The sequence below is a fragment of the Arthrobacter ramosus genome (assembly GCF_039535095.1).
GTDB lineage: Bacteria > Actinomycetota > Actinomycetes > Actinomycetales > Micrococcaceae > Arthrobacter > Arthrobacter ramosus.
Map to the genome: position 1 here is coordinate 2,476,499 of NZ_BAAAWN010000001.1, position 15,437 is coordinate 2,491,935.

The following is a 15,437-nucleotide window of genomic DNA, read 5'->3' on the forward strand; positions in this document are numbered from 1 at the left end:
TACGAACCGCTGTTGGAACGAAGTCAAAACAAACGAGGGACGGAGTAATCAGTGACCATTCCCCAGTTATTGCCCTTGGGCACGAGGCCCGAAAGTCTGTCGAGTCTTGTGCTCGAACAGATCAAGTCGGCGATCGTGAATAAGGAGCTGGCTCCAGGAACGAAGATTTCAGAGGCGTCCCTCGCGACCCAGCTGCAGGTGAGCAAGACCCCAGTTCGCGAAGCTTTATTGAGGCTGAGGCACATCGGCCTTGTCTCGCCCAACGGCTCTGGACTGCAGGTCGTGCAGCCCTCGCGCGAATCGATCCGCGAGGCCTATGAACTTCGTGCCAGCCTGGAGCGTGCGTCGGCGCGCTTTGCGTCAACGCGGCGCACGGACAACGAGATGCTTCTCCTTGCCGAGTTCGCAGAAGGTTCGCTCACAAAGACGCTTGCCGGAGACGCGCAGGGCTTCAGGGAGTTTGACGCCCAGTTCCACCGCCAGGTCGCGCTCTGTTCGGGGAACGACCTGTTGAACACCGCGATCGACGACGCTCTCGTACTGACGTCCGCGCTCCGTGCGCGGGACGTTCCGATGACACAACATGATTCCGTGAGTTGCGCGAAGGAGCACGTACGGATCGCTGAGGCGATCGCAAGCGGCAGAGTGGACATCGCGGGAGAAGCTATGGAGGAACACGTCGGTCATGTGATGTCGATGGTCCTCGCCGTCTTCGACCAGGGAGAGCCTGCCCGATGAACACGACGCCGGATCTTCTCAACCGGGGACTCTGGGGTGTCATGGCGACACCGTTCACGGGCGAATCGCTCGCCGTAGACGAACAGGGCCTGCGGAATCTCATTGATCTATACCGGGAAGCAGGAGCACAGGGGCTCGTCCTGCTCGGTGTTTTCGGCGAGGGCGCACAGCTCGACGACGTTGAGAGTGCACGCATTGTTGAGATCGCACTCGAGCATGCCCCGGGCATGCGCCTCGTGCTTGGCCTCCCCGACCTCAAGACCGACACAGCGATCGCGAGAGCTACCCGGCTGCTTGCTGTCTGTGGAGAAACTAAACCCGCGCTCATGGTGCAGGTGAACACGAACGACGTCGACGAGCTTGCGGCACACTTCGCGGCCATCCACGAAGCGACGGGCGCAGGCATCCTCGTCCAGGACTATCCTGTCGCGAGTGGCGTGACGATTCCGAACGATGCACTCGCCACCGTCGTCAACGCGAGTCCTTTCGTTGTCGGGATCAAAGCAGAAGCGCCACCGACGGCCGTCGCCATCGGCCGCCTCACCTCCCTCACTACAGTTCCCGTATTTGGCGGCCTGGGAGGCCTCGGCTTGCTTGACGAGCTCGCGGCGGGAGCGGCGGGGGCGATGACCGGGTTCTCGTACCCTGAAGCGCTCGTTACCGTCGTCGAGGCATTCGACCGTGGCGGATTCACTGCCGCTTGGGAGGCATACCTTCCCTGGATGCCGCTCGTTAACTTCGAGGCACAGGCCAAGGTCGGCCTCGCAATTCGCAAGTCAGTATTCGTCGAACGAGGGCTCTTCGAGAACAGGGCAGTGCGCCCGCCGAGTCAGGTCATGCCGGACGAACTGATTCCCTTGCTTTCCGCGCAACTGGCGGCCGTCAACGAAGCGGGGGTGTTGTGATGGAACTCGGTCTCCAAGGCAAGGTGGCGTTCGTCGTCGGGTCGACGTCCGGGCTTGGGCTCGGAATCGCAGAGGCTTTGAGTAATGAGGGAGCGTCCGTCGCGGTCGCCGGCCGAAGGGGCGATCTCGCCCGCACGCATGCGGGGAGGATGCCGTCAGCTGTTGGAGTCGAACTGGACCTCACTGACGCCGCGAGCCGGACGGCTGCGATCGACCAGGTCGTTTCCACGCTCGGGCCGATCGATGTCCTTGTGCTCAACTCCGGGGGGCCGCCCGCAGGGCAGGCTTCGGTCCTGCAGTCGCACCAGATGAAGTCGACGATCGAAGCGTTGCTGATGGCACAGATCGACCTCGTCCAGGCGGTGCTGCCGACAATGCGCGCGCACGGCTGGGGGCGCATCCTCGGAATCGGATCACGTGGCGTAAACCAGCCGATCCCCAACCTCGCACAGTCGAACATTGCCAGATCGGCGCTTGCCGCCTATCTCAAGACACTCGCGGGCGAGGTCGCGCAAGACGGTGTCACCGTCAACATGATCCTCCCAGGGCGAATAGCGAGCGAACGCGCCATATCCCTGGACGCCGGACAGGCGAAACGCGAGGGCACGACTCCAGACGACGTACGCGAGCGGTCCCAGAAGAGCATTCCCGCCGGCCGGTACGGCACGGCCGAAGAATTCGGGAGTGTCGCGGCATTCCTGAGCAGCGCCAGAGCCTCGTATGTCACCGGCGCCCAGATTCGCGTGGATGGAGGCCTCATCTCAAGTATGTAGCCCGCGCCGCACTGCACCGCGGGCTCACGAAGAGCCCGCACCCGAAACATGTATTCCACCTCGAAATACCCCTACCAGGGTCGACCGTTCCGTCGACCCTGGGGTCCCTTGGATCACGTTGAAGCCGTGATTCAGCCCTAGAGAGGATATGACACCTATGAGATTAACACGTTTAAGAGGAGTTGCCGTCCTTGGAGTGCTTGCGCTCACCCTGCTGACTGCCTGCGGCGGCGGCAGCACCTCATCCACGGCAAACAAGGCTAGTACAGGTACTAAACTCGTCGTCGCCGAGACGGTCCCGCCACAGACCTTCGACCCGATCCAGTCGTCGCAGATTGCCACCATGTATGCTTGGCAGCTTGTCTACAACGGTCTCGTCAAGGTCGACGGCCAGGGCAAGGTCCAGCCGGAGATCGCGACGGACTGGACCATCAGCAGCGACCGCAAGACCTATGACTTCACGATTCGGAGCGGTGCGAAGTTCTCCGACGGCAGCCCTCTGACCGCTGACGACGTCGAGTTCTCCTTCCAGCGACTGCTCAAGGACGGACTGCCCTACGCCAAGGCGCGGTTCCTGAACCTGGCATCGGTCGCCAAGGTCGACGCGACGCACGTGCGGTTCCAGCTGAATAACCCCGACGCAGGCTTCCTGCTCAACCTGGGCAGCCCGTTCCTGATCGGTTCAGGCATCGTGAGCAAGGCATGGGCAGCGTCTCACGACCTCAAGACCCAGGTCCTCGGCGCCGGCCCGTTTGAGGTTGTCTCCTATGCTCCGAACAGCGAACTGGTCCTCAAACGCAACCCAAACTACTGGAACCCCAGCGCCGCTCCAAAGTACACGGACCTTCAGGTCAAGTACATGCCGGACCAGGCTGCCCAGGTGGCCGCGGTGCAGTCGGGACAGGTCGACCTGATCTTCCCGAGCGCTGAGAACGCCCTGCAACTTAAGAACAGCAAGACAGTGCAGGTCTCAAGTGTTCCGGGAACCAACACCATTCGCCTGAACATCAACTCCGGCCGCGCTCCGTTCGACAACCCTGACGTCAGGGCGGCGATTTCACTCGCTCTCGATCGTAACGCCATCGTGAAGGGCGCCTTCCTTGGTCAGGCAGCGCCGAGTGCGCAGCTCCCTGGATCAACACCGTGGGGCCTCCCGCTCGACCAGCTCGCAAACCAAACGCGCGACGTGGCCAAGGCAAAGCAACTGCTCGCAGGAGCTGGCTTCCCCAATGGCATTAGCATCACGCTGACACACCTCGCCGGATACGGGACCTACCTAGACCGGTTCGCCGACCTCGTGAAGACACAACTGGCGGAAGCGGGCATCAACGTCACCATCCAGGCCGAACAGAACGCGGTGTGGCTCGATCACCAGAACAAGGCCAACTACGACATCCTGGACAACGTCTACGCGTTCACCGGCGATCCAATGTCACTGTTGTCCCCCCGTCCGGGACGGCAGGGAGCAACACCGCCTGAGGTTACGGCATTGATGCAGAAAGCCGCGCAGGACGACCCGTCCGCGTACGGAGCAAACCTGCAGGCGCTCATGCAGCTGGAAGACAAACTCACATTCCCCGACATCGCGGTGGCTGCGCCAAACGCGATGATCGCCTACGGCCCGAACGTCACATCTGCGACGCCGGACCCGACCCTCGCGCGGCAGTTCCTCACCGCCGTCGTCGTCAAGTAGCACCCCACCTCCGCCGTCCGGGTCGTTGCATCGACCCGGACGGCGGAATCCACCACTTCATGGGCGGAGACGATTTATGAATACCACTGACACCGACCGGACGCACGACACAGACGAGACCACCGTCGGGTCGGGCACGAAGGCGCCTGTGCTCTCAGTGCGCGGCCTGAAGACCTGGTTCACCACCCCTGCCGGCGATGTCCGCGCCGTCGACGGCGTGACCTTCGACGTGGCGGCAGGAGAAACCCTCGGCCTCGTCGGAGAATCGGGCTCGGGCAAGAGCGTTACGGCCAACTCGATCCTCAGGCTCGTGCCCCAGCCCGGCCGGATCGTTGCCGGGGAGATCCGGCTCAACGGCAAGGACCTTAAGGAGCTCAGCCCCGAGCAGCTGCGGGAGGTCCGGGGATCTGACATCGGCATGGTCTTCCAGAACCCGATGACGGCACTTAATCCGTCCTTTACCGTGGGATGGCAACTGGCAGAGGCGCTTCGCGCCCATGGGGGCCCCACCGGCCGGGAGGCTGAAGCCCGGATCGAACAGGCCCTCGCTGACGTCGGGATGCCGGACCCGGCCAGGCAACGCGCCTCATTCCCCCATCAAATGTCCGGAGGCATGCGCCAACGCGTTGTCATCGCCATCGGCATGATCAACAGTCCCCAGCTGCTCATCGCAGACGAGCCGACAACGGCACTTGACGTCACCATCCAGATGCAGGTGATCGCCTTGATGAAGCGCCTGGCCGACGAGCGCGGCACCGCTTTGCTTCTCATCACCCACAATATGGGCGTCGTTGCGAAGATGTGTGATCGGGTCGCCGTGATGTATGCGGGAGAAATCGTCGAGCAGGCGCCCGTCGAACCCCTCTTCGCTGAGCCGCTTCACCCCTACACCGCGGGGCTTCTTGATTCCCTTCCCCGGGCAGACCACGTGCGAGGCAAGCTACCCACGCTGCCCGGATTTCCGCCGGACATGGCCAACGTCCCGAGCGGCTGCCGCTTCGCTGACCGCTGCCGCTTCGCGCAAGACCAATGCCGCACAACGCACCCAGACCTGGTTGAGATCGAGCCAGGGCGCAGCACGCGCTGCCTGATCGTGCAACAAACCGGCAAGCCCGTCTCAGCCCTGATCCCGAATGAGCCATCATGACCACAGCACCTGTCGACACCCGATCGACCACCTCACTGCTCGAGGTGCGCGACCTCAAGAAGCATTTTCCCGTCAGAGTCGGTGGCAGAGAACAGACCCTGCGTGCCGTCGACGGCGTCTCCTTCAGCATCAACCGCGGAGAGACACTCGGCGTGATCGGAGAGTCCGGCTGCGGCAAGTCCACGGTCGCCCGGCTCGTCGTCGGGCTGATGAAGCCGTCGGACGGGACAGTGGAGGTCGACGGCGGTGACATCTGGGCCCGGGGGCAGGAGGGTCGCGAGCGCCGCCTGGGCCTTCAGATGGTCTTTCAGGACCCTGCGAGTTCGATGGACCCGCGGCGCACAGTCGGGCAGGCGATCGCCGAACCCCTGCGCGCGCGACGGGCCCGGACGTCCGACGACCGAATCGCCGAAGTGCTGTCACTGGTCGGACTGAAGCCTGAGATGGCTGGACGCATGCCGCACCAGCTCTCGGGCGGACAGCAGCAAAGAGCCGCCATCGCCCGGTCGCTCATCGCCAATCCTTCCCTCGTTGTGCACGACGAGTCCATCGCCTCACTCGACATCTCGATCCAGGCCCAGATCCTAAACCTTATCGTCGACCTTCAGGACCGCCTGGGGGTTTCGTACCTCTTCATCAGCCACGATCTCGCGGCCGTCCAGGCGATCAGCCACCGGATCGTCGTGATGTACCTTGGCGAGATCGTCGAGGCGGCGACGTCCGAGCAGTTCGTGGCGCGCCCGCTGCACCCGTATTCGGTCGCACTGAGGGCATCTGCCCTCACTCCGGACCCCCGAATCGAGCGTCATCGAGATTCCGTGGTGCTCGAGGGTGACGTCCCCAGTCCCCTTTTCCCCCCCAGCGGATGCCGCTTCCGCACCCGTTGCCCTCTCGCGCAAAAGATCTGCGAAGAGATCAAGCCGCCGCTCGCACCCGCGGGCGACGGCCGCATGGTGTCCTGCCACTTCCCTGGAGAAGCGAAACTGACGATCCAGGAGGTGCCCCGATGATCGCCCGCATCATCACCAAACGAGTCCTCAGCCTGGCGACCGTGCTGCTTGTGGTCTCCGTGCTGATCTTTACGCTCGGAACCCTCATCCCGGGCGACATGACCAGTGTGCTCGTCGGACAGGAGGGGGCCACGGCACAGCAGTTCGAGGCGGTGCGGCAACGGCTCGGACTCGACCAGCCGCTCATCGTCCAGTACTTCCACTGGCTCGCCTCGGCCGTGCAGGGAAACTTCGGGACATCGCCCATCACGGGTCGAAGCGTGGCAGCCGACCTCGCCCAGCAGATCCCGGTGTCTGCCGACCTCGCGATCCTCACGCTCGTCTTCTCGACCCTCGTGGGAGTTCCCATCGGCATCATCGCCGCAGTGCACGCCAACAAACGGGCGGACGTCGCCGCCCGCGCGGTTCTGCTGACAATCTTTTCGATTCCCGTCTTCGTGATCGGTATTGTTCTGCTGCTTGTGGTCTCGGCGGTCGCGCCTGATCTGTTTCAGGTGAGCTACATCCCCTTCACGGACGATCCGCTAGGGAACCTTCGCTCCATGGCGCTTCCCGTGATCGCGAACACGCTCCCGTTTGCAGCTATGACGATGCAGCTCACCCGGAGCGCCATGCTCGAGGTGCTCAGGAACCCGTTCATCGTTACCGCGAGAGCTGTCGGCGTACGCAGCAACAGGATCCACTATCTGCACGCACTCCGGAACGCACTCCCCCCGCTTGTGACGTTTCTGGGCTTCCAGCTCGGCGTGATGCTCGGTGGGCTGATCGTCGTCGAACAGTTGTTCGGGCTTCCCGGCCTCGGCCGGGGACTGCTCGAGGCGATCAATAATCGCGACTACCCCGCCGTTACCGCGACGACCATGGTGTTCGCCATCGCATTCGTGCTGATAAATGCGGTAATCGACACCCTTTACCCGATCCTCGATCCACGACAGAGGCGATGATGAGCAAGACAATACCCCAAACCGTGCGCCTGCCACGGGTCCGATCGGGCAAGAGCGGTGCGATGAGAAGGCTTGGGCGCAACCGCGCAGCCGTCGTGTCGTTCGCCGTCGTGCTGATCTTCGCCCTATTGGCCGTCCTCTCGCCGGTGATCACACCGTACGACCCCAACGTCGGCAACGTGGTCGACAGCCTGGCGTCGCCGTCAGCGGCTCATTGGCTCGGCACCGACGACCTAGGCCGTGACGTCTTCAGCCGAGTGATCGACGCATCGAAGATCGCCATGACAGTGTCGCTGCTGTCTGTAGGCATCGCCCTGGTGATCGGACTCGTCCTCGGTGTCATCGCCGGGTACACGGGCGGCGCCGTCGACGGCCTAATCAACCGATCGCAGGACGTCATGTTCGCATTCCCCGAACTGCTTCTTGCGATTATCATCGTCGCGGTCATGGGCCCCAGCCTTTTGAACGCCTCGTTCGCGATCTCGCTGCTCTACATTCCCCGATTCGTGCGACTCAGTCGCTCAGCAACGTTGCAGATCAAGACGAGCGAGTTCCTCGATGCGGCAAGGCTGGCAGGCGTCCGGCCACTCAGGATCCTTTGGACCCACGTAGTGCCGAACGTCTTTCCCTCGGTCATCGTGCTCGCCGCGCTTAGTATGTCGACCGCCCAGCTCGCCTACGCTTCGCTGGCCTTCCTCGGCCTGGGAGTAAGTCCTCCCCAGGCGGACTGGGGAGGGATGCTGTCGACCGGGCGCAACTACATCACGGTGGCGCCGTGGCTGGTGCTCGGGCCGAGCGTCGCGGTGGTTGCACTCGTGCTCGCCTTCAACGTGCTCGGCGACGCCGTCCGTGACGTACTTGATCCGCGCAGCGAGAGCATTCGCGGCGCCGGGGTACCAACAGTCTGATGGAAAGGAATTCGATGATAAGAGTTGTGGTCGATCCCGGATGCCCGACGGGCGTTCCCGAGACCGTGAAGGGTTTGCGGGGTCTGGATGTCGTACTCGCCCCCGATCGGGATGCCGTCGCTGCAGAACTTGCCGCAGGTGCAGAGGTGCTTGTCACCTCGTACTGGAGGGACGACTTCCTGACCCCGAGCCTCCGCTGGGTGGCGGGGAACGGCGCCGGCACCGACCAGTACCCGCTTGAGGATTTCAGCCGGAATGGCATCGAACTCACTACCGCGCACGGAGTGCACGCCTCGTGCGTCGCCGAGCACGCCTTCGCACTGCTCCTCGGAGTGACGAGGGGAATCGGCCAGTCCGTTCGCAATTCCGAGGCCCACAGATGGTCGCCGATGACGGTGGACGAGCTCTGCGGCAAGAAGATGGCGATCATCGGGCTCGGCCGCATCGGCGAGGAGGTCGCCCGCCGGGCGATCGCGTGGGGAATGGAGGTCGCCGGCCTGAAGCGCACACCTGAGACCTATAAGGGTTGCGTCCCGGTGGTTCGCGGGCCTGGGGCCCTGCACGAGCTGTGCAGCTGGGCGGACATCCTGATGATCACTGCCCCCGCAACGAACGAGACCCGCGGGTTGATTGGAGCAGAGGAGTTCGCCCTCCTCGGAGCAGGGTGGTTGGTAAATGTCGGCAGAGGACCACTCGTTGACAGCGACGCCTTGCTCGTTGCACTCCGTGACGGCGAGTTGCGCGGTGCGGGCATCGATGTGACCGATCCGGAGCCGCTGCCGCAGGACTCGCCGCTCTGGGATTGCCCCGATCTAATCATCACACCCCACATCGGCGGCGACAGTCCCAACTTCGCCCCCCGGTGGGCGCAAATCTTCGAACACAACCTGGTGGCCTACGCCGGCCTCGCCGACTGGCGGAACCGGCTCGAGCATGCGGCCTCGGAGGTCAGCGCATGACGAAGCGAATGGTGATTCTTCCCCCGCAGTCTGAACTGACACGGTCCTGGGCAGCCGAGCTCGCGTCAATCGACGGACTGGAGGTTGTAATCGCCGAAAACGAGGCCGAGGCGATGGAAGTGCTCCCCGCTGCAGAGGCCGCGTACGGCACGCTCGACCGCAGGATGCTCGCCGTCGCCGACAGGCTCAGCTGGCTTCAGGCCCCGATGGCTGCCCCGCCCCCTGGCTACTTCTTCGACGAGCTCACCGCGCATCCCGTGACGGTGACCAACTTCAGGGGCATCTACAACGACCACGTCGCAACCCACGCCGTCGCACTCGTGCTGTCACTCGCCAGGAACATCCCTGTCTACATACGACAGCAGGCTGACGGCGACTGGGACCGGCATCTGGCCGACTCGGATGTCATTCATCTGCAGAATTCGACGGCCCTTGTGGTCGGGGTAGGCGCGATCGGTGCTGAGATATCGCGGATGCTCGCGGCTTTTGGTGTCACCGTACATGGGGTCGATCCGCAGCTGGCGTCACCTCCCGAGGGCGTGGTGGCCATGCACACACCTGACGAGCTCGATTCCCTTCTCCCGGGCGCAGACATTATGCTGCTGACCCTGCCACACACTCCCGAAAGTGAGGGACTCATCAACGCTCGCCGGATCGCCCTGATGCAACCCCACGCGATGCTCGTCAATATCGGCAGAGGTCCGACGGTAAGTCTTGAGGCCGTGAACGACGCCCTCAATCGCGGCGCTCTCGGCTCGGTCGCGCTCGATGTCTTCGAGGTCGAACCGCTCCCGCCCGAGCATCCGCTCTGGCGGCAACCGCGCGCGCTGCTGACACCGCATGTCGCCGTGGTGGGGCCCTATATCGACGATCGGCGCCTGGGGGTGCTGAAGCGCAATGCAGAGGCATTCGTCCAAGGTGCACCGCTCGAGAACATCGTGAACAAAGAACTTTGGTACTGACGGAATAGGTGAAGGAAATGACAATGCATCTCGCAACGATCATGCAGAAAGACGACGCGAAAGCGGTCATCGTGCACCCGGGAAGAGGGGTGGCCACGGTTGAGGACCTGGTCCCCGGTTTCAGCGGTGACGCCATGATGCTTCTGGACGACGAACTGTTCGCGACAGCCTGTGCCGCTGCAGAGGCCGCCCCTGATGAGGTGTTCACGGCGCGTGAGACCGTCGTGTTCACCGCACCCTACCGCTCGCCGCGCAAGATCTGGGGAATCGGGCTGAACTATAGGGCCCACGCCGGGGACTTGTCGGAGAACGTGCCGACAGAGCCGGCGTCGTTCATGAAGGGCGACCATACGATCATCGGCCAGGACGGGCAGATCGTGCTTCCCGAGCAGAGCGAGCGGGTGACTGCAGAAGCCGAACTCGGCATCGTGATCGGCCGCTATTGCCGCGATGTCTCAGAAGAAGAGGCTCTTGACTACGTCTGGGGGGTCGTTCCGATCCTTGACCAGACCGCAGAAGACATCCTTCAGCGCAACCCCCGCTTCTTGACGCGCTCGAAGAATTTTCCGTCGTTCTTCTCGTTCGGCCCAGAGATTGTTCCCCTCGACGAGGTCCTCGGCGACGACGGCAGCCTCGAGGACGTTGTGGTAAAGACGGTGCGCAACGGCGAAGTCTGGCGAGAGAACACCGTCTCCCAGATGACGTTCTCCCCTGCTTTCCTGGTGAGCTTCCACAGCAAGGTCATGCCGCTGTACCCCGGCGACATCATCTCCCCGGGAACCCCCGGGGCAGTCGTCATTCGAGCAGGGGATGTGGTCGAGAGCAGCATTCCGGGTGTCGGAACGCTCCGGAACACAGTCATCGCGCAGAACCCGGTCGCCTGATCATGGATCTCTCGACGATCGAGCACGCGACGCTCGACTGGAGATACAAGGGAGTCCCGCTCGGGGCGACTGTGACGTTGTCCGAGATCGGTTCGCGCGGCTGGAACGTGGCGGGCGGGGATCTCTCACTCCCGGTCACCACGCTTCGCGTTGAGGCGGTCCGACACAACATTGCCACGCTCGCTGCGTATTGTGAGCGCAACGGTGTTTCGCTCGCACCGCACGGTAAGACAACGATGAGCCCGCAGCTGTTCGATTGGCAGCTTGAGTCCGGGGCATGGGCGATGACAGCCGCCACGCCCGGTCAGGTTCAGATCATGCGTCAGTTCGGGGTCCCGCGCGTCATCCTTGCGAACGAACTCGTCGAAGCGGATGCGCTTCGGTGGGTCGGCGGGCAACTCGAGCGCGATGCCGGTTTCGAGTTCATTTGCCTCGTCGACTCGATCGAGACGGTTGCTGTGATGGATGCGGCGCTCGAGGGTGTGCTCACGACGCGGCGTCTGCCCGTGTTGCTTGAGGTTGGCGTCCCAGGGGGACGGACAGGCATCCGCGACTTTGCCAATGCCATGCGCCTGGCTGAATCGATCGCCGCATCGCAAACGCTCGAACTGGTCGGTGTCGAAACCTACGAGGGGCTCGCTGGCCGGTCGGCGTCCGTCGAAGACATCGCCGCCGTCGACGACTTGCTCAACGCCGTGCGCGGGCTCGTGGTCTCGCTCTCTTCCGCTGGATTGTTCGCTGGAGACGAAGTCATCGTGAGCGCAGGCGGGAGCGTGTATTTCGACCGCGTTGTGGAGAGCCTCACGAACTGGCCGGCCGGAACGGCTGTTCCCCGTATTGTTCTGAGAAGCGGATGCTATCTCTCGCACGATGCAGGACGGTATCACCGGCTGTCACCCCTTGACGGCAGACGCGAAGCCGACGAGACGCTGAGCCTGCGTGATGCCTTGGAGTCATGGGCCGTGGTGCTCTCTGTGCCTGAGCCCGGTCTCGTCATTCTCGGCACGGGAAAAAGGGATGTTCCGTACGACGTCGAGATGCCGCTGCCCATGCGGGTGCACCGCAGGGACGGCTCCATCGCCGAACTCGAGAACTGCATCGTCACCGGGATGATGGACCAGCACGCGTTCATGTCCGTCGGTTCCTCCGTGTCGATCGCTCCCGGGGACATCGTCGCACTTGGACTCTCGCATCCCTGCGGCGCATTCGACAAAATGCCGTTCATTCCGCTGGTCGACGACGCTTGGAACGTCGTCGACGGTGTTCTCACATTTTTCTGACCAGGAGGTCACACATGACTCGAATTGCAAACCCCGTCCCCGACGGTCCGGCGCCGGGGGGCCCGTACTCGGCCAGTGTCCGCATCGGCAACATTGTCGCCATCGCCGGTCAGTGCGGATACCTTCCCGATCGCTCACTTGTTGAGGGAGTCACCGCCCAGACCAGGCTCGCGATGGCGAATGTCGAAGCTGCCCTGACCGCGGCCGGCGCGACGTTCGATGATGTCATCAGCACCAGCGCCTACCTGACCGACGTCGACGACTTCGCCGAGTTCAATGAAACGTACGCCCCGTTCTTCTCAGAGCCGCGTCCCGCGCGCACCACCATTTACTGCGGGCTTCGGCCCGGCGTCCTGGTCGAAGTGAGCGTTATGGCGGTTCTCCAAGATGCCTGACATCGTCTTTCGCGGGGCGAGCGTCGTTGACGGGACGGGCGCCGCCGCCTTCACCGCCGACGTCTCTGTGGTCGACGGCAGGATCGACGCCGTCGGTTCGGTCACGGGCGGCGCGGCTGTCTCCGTCGACGCGCGCGGGATGGTGTTGAGCCCTGGGTTCATCGACCTGCACACCCACACGGACTTCGCGTTGCCGAGTTACCCCCGGGCGGCTTCGATGACTCTGCAGGGCGTGACCACGCACCTCACCGGCAATTGCGGCTTTTCGCCCTTCCCAGTCGTCGAGGAGCACGCGGACATGCTGCGCGAGTACAGCGGCTTCCTCGACGCGGGGTTGCCGTGGGGCAGTTGGAGCAGCGCCGCAGAGTACCTGGAACTGCTCGATGGGCTCCCTCTCGCCGCAAACGTAGCCTGCCTCGTCGGACACGGCACAGTGCGGATGGCGGTGATGGGCTTCGACACCGGCGCGCCGGACGCCTCCCAGCTCAAGGCGATGCAGGCTTTCGTCGCGGAAGGGATGCAGGCCGGTGGCTTCGGAGTGTCGACGGGTCTGACCTACGCGCCCGCCAGCGCAGCTGCCGTGGAAGAACTGGTCGCTGTCGCCGAGGCGGTGGCACCTTACGGCGGTTTCTATGCCACGCACATCAGGAGTGAAGCGACGACACTCCTCGAAGCGGTGGCAGAGGCACTCGATGTCGGGCGGCGGGCGCACGTTCCGGTGCAGTTGAGTCACCACAAGATCATGGGGCGCGACAACTGGCCGAAGCTCGCTGCCTCGCTCGCGCTCATCGAATCGGCGCGCGCGGGTGGCCTCGATGTCATGCTCGACCAGTACCCATACACCGCCGGTAGTACAACCCTCGCGGTCATCCTGCCGCGCTGGGCGCTCGTCGGTGGCGTCCCGGCCATGCAGCAACGGCTTGCGAGCCCTGAGCAGCGCGCCGCGATCCGCGAGGTGATTGCCGCACAACGGCCGGAAGACCTCATCGCAGGGCTGCGGGTGTTCGAACCGGACTCCGTTGTCATCGCAGAGGTCCCGGAAGGACCGCTGGCCCAGTACATCGGCTTGACGCTGACGGAGGTGGCGGGACGACGGAATCAGGAACCGGTCGACACTGTTCTCGACATGCTGGCTGCAGCGGGCGGCGACATCCTGACGGTTGTGCACGGCCAGTCCGAAGAGAATCTCAGGACGATCATGGCTAACGAGTTCACTGCAATTGCGAGCGACGGCTGGACCCTCAGCCCGGAGGCGGGCGGGCGCCCGCACCCGCGAAACTACGGCACATACTCGAGAATCCTCGGTCGTTATGTTCGTGAGGAGCAGGTCTTGGGGCTCGAAGATGCGGTGCGCAAAATGACATCGCTTCCCGCTTCGCGCCTGGGCCTCAGCGACCGTGGGGTGATCAGAGCGGGGGCAGCGGCAGATTTGGTGTTGTTTGACCCGGCGACTGTCTCCGATCGGGCTGATTTCGACCGGCCGCACCAATTCTCGACCGGCGTGCGCACCGTTGTGGTCAATGGAAGGATCGTCGTCTGCGACGGCGAAGACACAGGAGCGGAAGCCGGAACGGTGTTCCGCAAGAACGACAGGAGCAGAGCATGAAATCGTCGATGTTCGTCTTCGGCACAGACATCGTCGGCGAGGGTGTCGAGACGGTGCTTGACAACGTCACGACCCGGGCTGGCGTGGACACGATCTCGCTGTCGGCGACCTATCACAACGCCCGGGACGTCTTCCCGCACAACCCGCGCCATCGGGTCTACCGTCATGAGGGAGACATCGCCTGGTTCAAGCCGAACAAGAAGTTGTACCCCGGCGGATTCGCTCCTCCCCTTGCTAGTGACGCGGACGGTGTGGACGTACTCGGCCTGGTGACGGATGCCGCCGAGCGGCGCGGCACTGACGTGAAAGCGTGGACGATCTACTCGCACAATTCAAGGTTGAGCGCAACGGTTCCTGACACCTCCGTCAGGAACGTCTTCGGTGACAGGATGCGGGGTGATCTATGTCCGTCGAATCCGCTCGTGCAAGACCATTTCGCAGCGCTCACTGCCGACATCTGTAGCTACCCGATCTCGACTTTGCTGGCAGAGTGCCTGCACTATCGTGCCTTCGAGCACGGCGAGCACCATGAGCGGTACCTCATCGACATCCCCGGCCAGGTGCGTTATGCGCTAGGGCTTTGCTTCTGCGATTCATGCGCCGCAGCGGGGGCATTGCACGGGGTTGATGTCCCATCGCTCGAGACCGGGCTCCGTTACGCCATCGATGCCGCACTGGCCGGGGCGACGGTCGGGTTCGAGGCAGCCCTTGTTGAGGACCTCGACCGGTACGCAGTCTCGCGGGTTGCGACGATCACCGCGCTGACCAGAGACATGACAAATGTCGCCATGGCCAACGGAGTGCGTCTCAGCTTCATCGATCATTCGGGAGCGATGTCGCACGTGATGACCGATGTCACACCGGAGGAGGCGACATCGACGGCCGCGCGACGACTCGGGATCGATCCACGGGCAGCGGCAGGCGCTGCCGACGAGTATCTCGCCCTGATCTACACGGATGACCCAGAGCGGGCGGACACGATGATGAGAGGCTACCGCGCTCTGCTCGGTGACGACGTGCCCATCTCGTACGGGCTCCGGCCGCTCGAGCCTGATTGCTCAGACGAGGGGAACCTCGCGGCCAAGGTTTCAGCCGCGCGTGCCGCAGGAGCGTCCAGTGTTGACTTCTATCACTACGCAATGATGCCGCTCGAACGACTTGACTGGATCTCCCGAGCTCTCGATGGGACCAAGGTTTCGTCACCCCGTAGCTTTTCATCATGAAAGATTAGGT

Annotated in this window: 15 protein-coding genes; all 15 read left to right on the forward strand. The window is 63.5% G+C overall.

Annotated features, from left to right (window positions below):
* Positions 1–51 precede the first annotated feature (51 nt).
* The 15 genes from ABD742_RS11520 to ABD742_RS11590 all read left to right on the forward strand — a co-directional run bounded on the left by ABD742_RS11520 (position 52) and on the right by ABD742_RS11590 (position 15,427).
* Positions 52–738 (forward strand): GntR family transcriptional regulator, encoded by a 687-nt coding sequence (locus ABD742_RS11520; protein ID WP_234753498.1) that lies wholly within the window; start codon positions 52–54, stop codon positions 736–738.
* Complete coding sequence (locus ABD742_RS11525; RefSeq protein ID WP_234753496.1) at positions 735–1,643, forward strand: dihydrodipicolinate synthase family protein; 909 nt, start codon at positions 735–737, stop codon at positions 1,641–1,643. Before ABD742_RS11520 ends, ABD742_RS11525 begins: the two co-directional genes overlap by 4 nt.
* A complete protein-coding gene (locus ABD742_RS11530) occupies positions 1,643–2,416 on the forward strand; it encodes an SDR family oxidoreductase (protein WP_234753494.1) in 774 nt (257 codons plus the stop codon). Before ABD742_RS11525 ends, ABD742_RS11530 begins: the two co-directional genes overlap by 1 nt.
* Before the next feature lie 157 nt (positions 2,417–2,573).
* On the forward strand, positions 2,574–4,109 hold the full coding sequence (locus ABD742_RS11535; RefSeq protein ID WP_344787976.1) for an ABC transporter substrate-binding protein: 1,536 nt from the start codon (positions 2,574–2,576) through the stop codon (positions 4,107–4,109).
* A gap of 76 nt (positions 4,110–4,185) precedes the next feature.
* Complete coding sequence (locus ABD742_RS11540) at positions 4,186–5,256, forward strand: ABC transporter ATP-binding protein (protein WP_234753490.1); 1,071 nt, start codon at positions 4,186–4,188, stop codon at positions 5,254–5,256.
* Positions 5,253–6,266, forward strand: coding sequence for an ABC transporter ATP-binding protein (locus ABD742_RS11545; protein WP_234753488.1), 1,014 nt, complete (start codon positions 5,253–5,255; stop codon positions 6,264–6,266). The genes ABD742_RS11540 and ABD742_RS11545 overlap by 4 nt, the downstream gene beginning before the upstream one ends.
* A complete protein-coding gene (locus ABD742_RS11550; protein WP_234753487.1) occupies positions 6,263–7,210 on the forward strand; it encodes an ABC transporter permease in 948 nt (315 codons plus the stop codon). The genes ABD742_RS11545 and ABD742_RS11550 overlap by 4 nt, the downstream gene beginning before the upstream one ends.
* Before the next feature lie 62 nt (positions 7,211–7,272).
* Positions 7,273–8,118 carry an ABC transporter permease gene (locus ABD742_RS11555; RefSeq protein WP_344787980.1) on the forward strand — a complete coding sequence of 282 codons (846 nt, stop codon included), beginning with the start codon at positions 7,273–7,275 and terminating at the stop codon, positions 8,116–8,118.
* 14 nt (positions 8,119–8,132) lie between these two features.
* Positions 8,133–9,077 carry a D-2-hydroxyacid dehydrogenase gene (locus ABD742_RS11560; RefSeq protein ID WP_234753483.1) on the forward strand — a complete coding sequence of 315 codons (945 nt, stop codon included), beginning with the start codon at positions 8,133–8,135 and terminating at the stop codon, positions 9,075–9,077.
* Positions 9,074–10,039 (forward strand): D-2-hydroxyacid dehydrogenase, encoded by a 966-nt coding sequence (locus ABD742_RS11565; protein ID WP_234753481.1) that lies wholly within the window; start codon positions 9,074–9,076, stop codon positions 10,037–10,039. The genes ABD742_RS11560 and ABD742_RS11565 overlap by 4 nt, the downstream gene beginning before the upstream one ends.
* Positions 10,040–10,062: 23 nt before the next feature.
* Complete coding sequence (locus tag ABD742_RS11570; RefSeq protein WP_234753479.1) at positions 10,063–10,923, forward strand: fumarylacetoacetate hydrolase family protein; 861 nt, start codon at positions 10,063–10,065, stop codon at positions 10,921–10,923.
* Positions 10,924–10,925: 2 nt separating this feature from the next.
* Positions 10,926–12,203, forward strand: coding sequence for an amino acid deaminase (locus tag ABD742_RS11575; RefSeq protein ID WP_234753477.1), 1,278 nt, complete (start codon positions 10,926–10,928; stop codon positions 12,201–12,203).
* Between the two features lie 14 nt (positions 12,204–12,217).
* The gene (locus ABD742_RS11580; RefSeq protein WP_234753475.1) at positions 12,218–12,598 is read left to right on the forward strand and encodes a RidA family protein; all 381 of its coding nucleotides are present in this window, start codon (positions 12,218–12,220) and stop codon (positions 12,596–12,598) included.
* Positions 12,591–14,204, forward strand: coding sequence for an N-acyl-D-amino-acid deacylase family protein (locus tag ABD742_RS11585; protein ID WP_234753473.1), 1,614 nt, complete (start codon positions 12,591–12,593; stop codon positions 14,202–14,204). The genes ABD742_RS11580 and ABD742_RS11585 overlap by 8 nt, the downstream gene beginning before the upstream one ends.
* Entirely contained in the window at positions 14,201–15,427 is a 1,227-nt protein-coding gene (locus ABD742_RS11590; protein ID WP_234753471.1) for a hypothetical protein, read from the forward strand. Before ABD742_RS11585 ends, ABD742_RS11590 begins: the two co-directional genes overlap by 4 nt.
* The last annotated feature ends 10 nt before the right edge of the window (positions 15,428–15,437 follow it).

Coding starts and splice junctions, on each gene's coding strand:
- ABD742_RS11525 (WP_234753496.1), top strand. CDS start 735: ATGAACACGACGCCGGATCTTCTCAACCGGGGACTCTGGGGTGTCATG.
- ABD742_RS11530 (WP_234753494.1), top strand. CDS start 1,643: ATGGAACTCGGTCTCCAAGGCAAGGTGGCGTTCGTCGTCGGGTCGACG.
- ABD742_RS11535 (WP_344787976.1), top strand. CDS start 2,574: ATGAGATTAACACGTTTAAGAGGAGTTGCCGTCCTTGGAGTGCTTGCG.
- ABD742_RS11540 (WP_234753490.1), top strand. CDS start 4,186: ATGAATACCACTGACACCGACCGGACGCACGACACAGACGAGACCACC.
- ABD742_RS11545 (WP_234753488.1), top strand. CDS start 5,253: ATGACCACAGCACCTGTCGACACCCGATCGACCACCTCACTGCTCGAG.
- ABD742_RS11550 (WP_234753487.1), top strand. CDS start 6,263: ATGATCGCCCGCATCATCACCAAACGAGTCCTCAGCCTGGCGACCGTG.
- ABD742_RS11555 (WP_344787980.1), top strand. CDS start 7,273: ATGAGAAGGCTTGGGCGCAACCGCGCAGCCGTCGTGTCGTTCGCCGTC.
- ABD742_RS11560 (WP_234753483.1), top strand. CDS start 8,133: ATGATAAGAGTTGTGGTCGATCCCGGATGCCCGACGGGCGTTCCCGAG.
- ABD742_RS11565 (WP_234753481.1), top strand. CDS start 9,074: ATGACGAAGCGAATGGTGATTCTTCCCCCGCAGTCTGAACTGACACGG.
- ABD742_RS11570 (WP_234753479.1), top strand. CDS start 10,063: ATGCATCTCGCAACGATCATGCAGAAAGACGACGCGAAAGCGGTCATC.
- ABD742_RS11575 (WP_234753477.1), top strand. CDS start 10,926: ATGGATCTCTCGACGATCGAGCACGCGACGCTCGACTGGAGATACAAG.
- ABD742_RS11580 (WP_234753475.1), top strand. CDS start 12,218: ATGACTCGAATTGCAAACCCCGTCCCCGACGGTCCGGCGCCGGGGGGC.
- ABD742_RS11585 (WP_234753473.1), top strand. CDS start 12,591: ATGCCTGACATCGTCTTTCGCGGGGCGAGCGTCGTTGACGGGACGGGC.
- ABD742_RS11590 (WP_234753471.1), top strand. CDS start 14,201: ATGAAATCGTCGATGTTCGTCTTCGGCACAGACATCGTCGGCGAGGGT.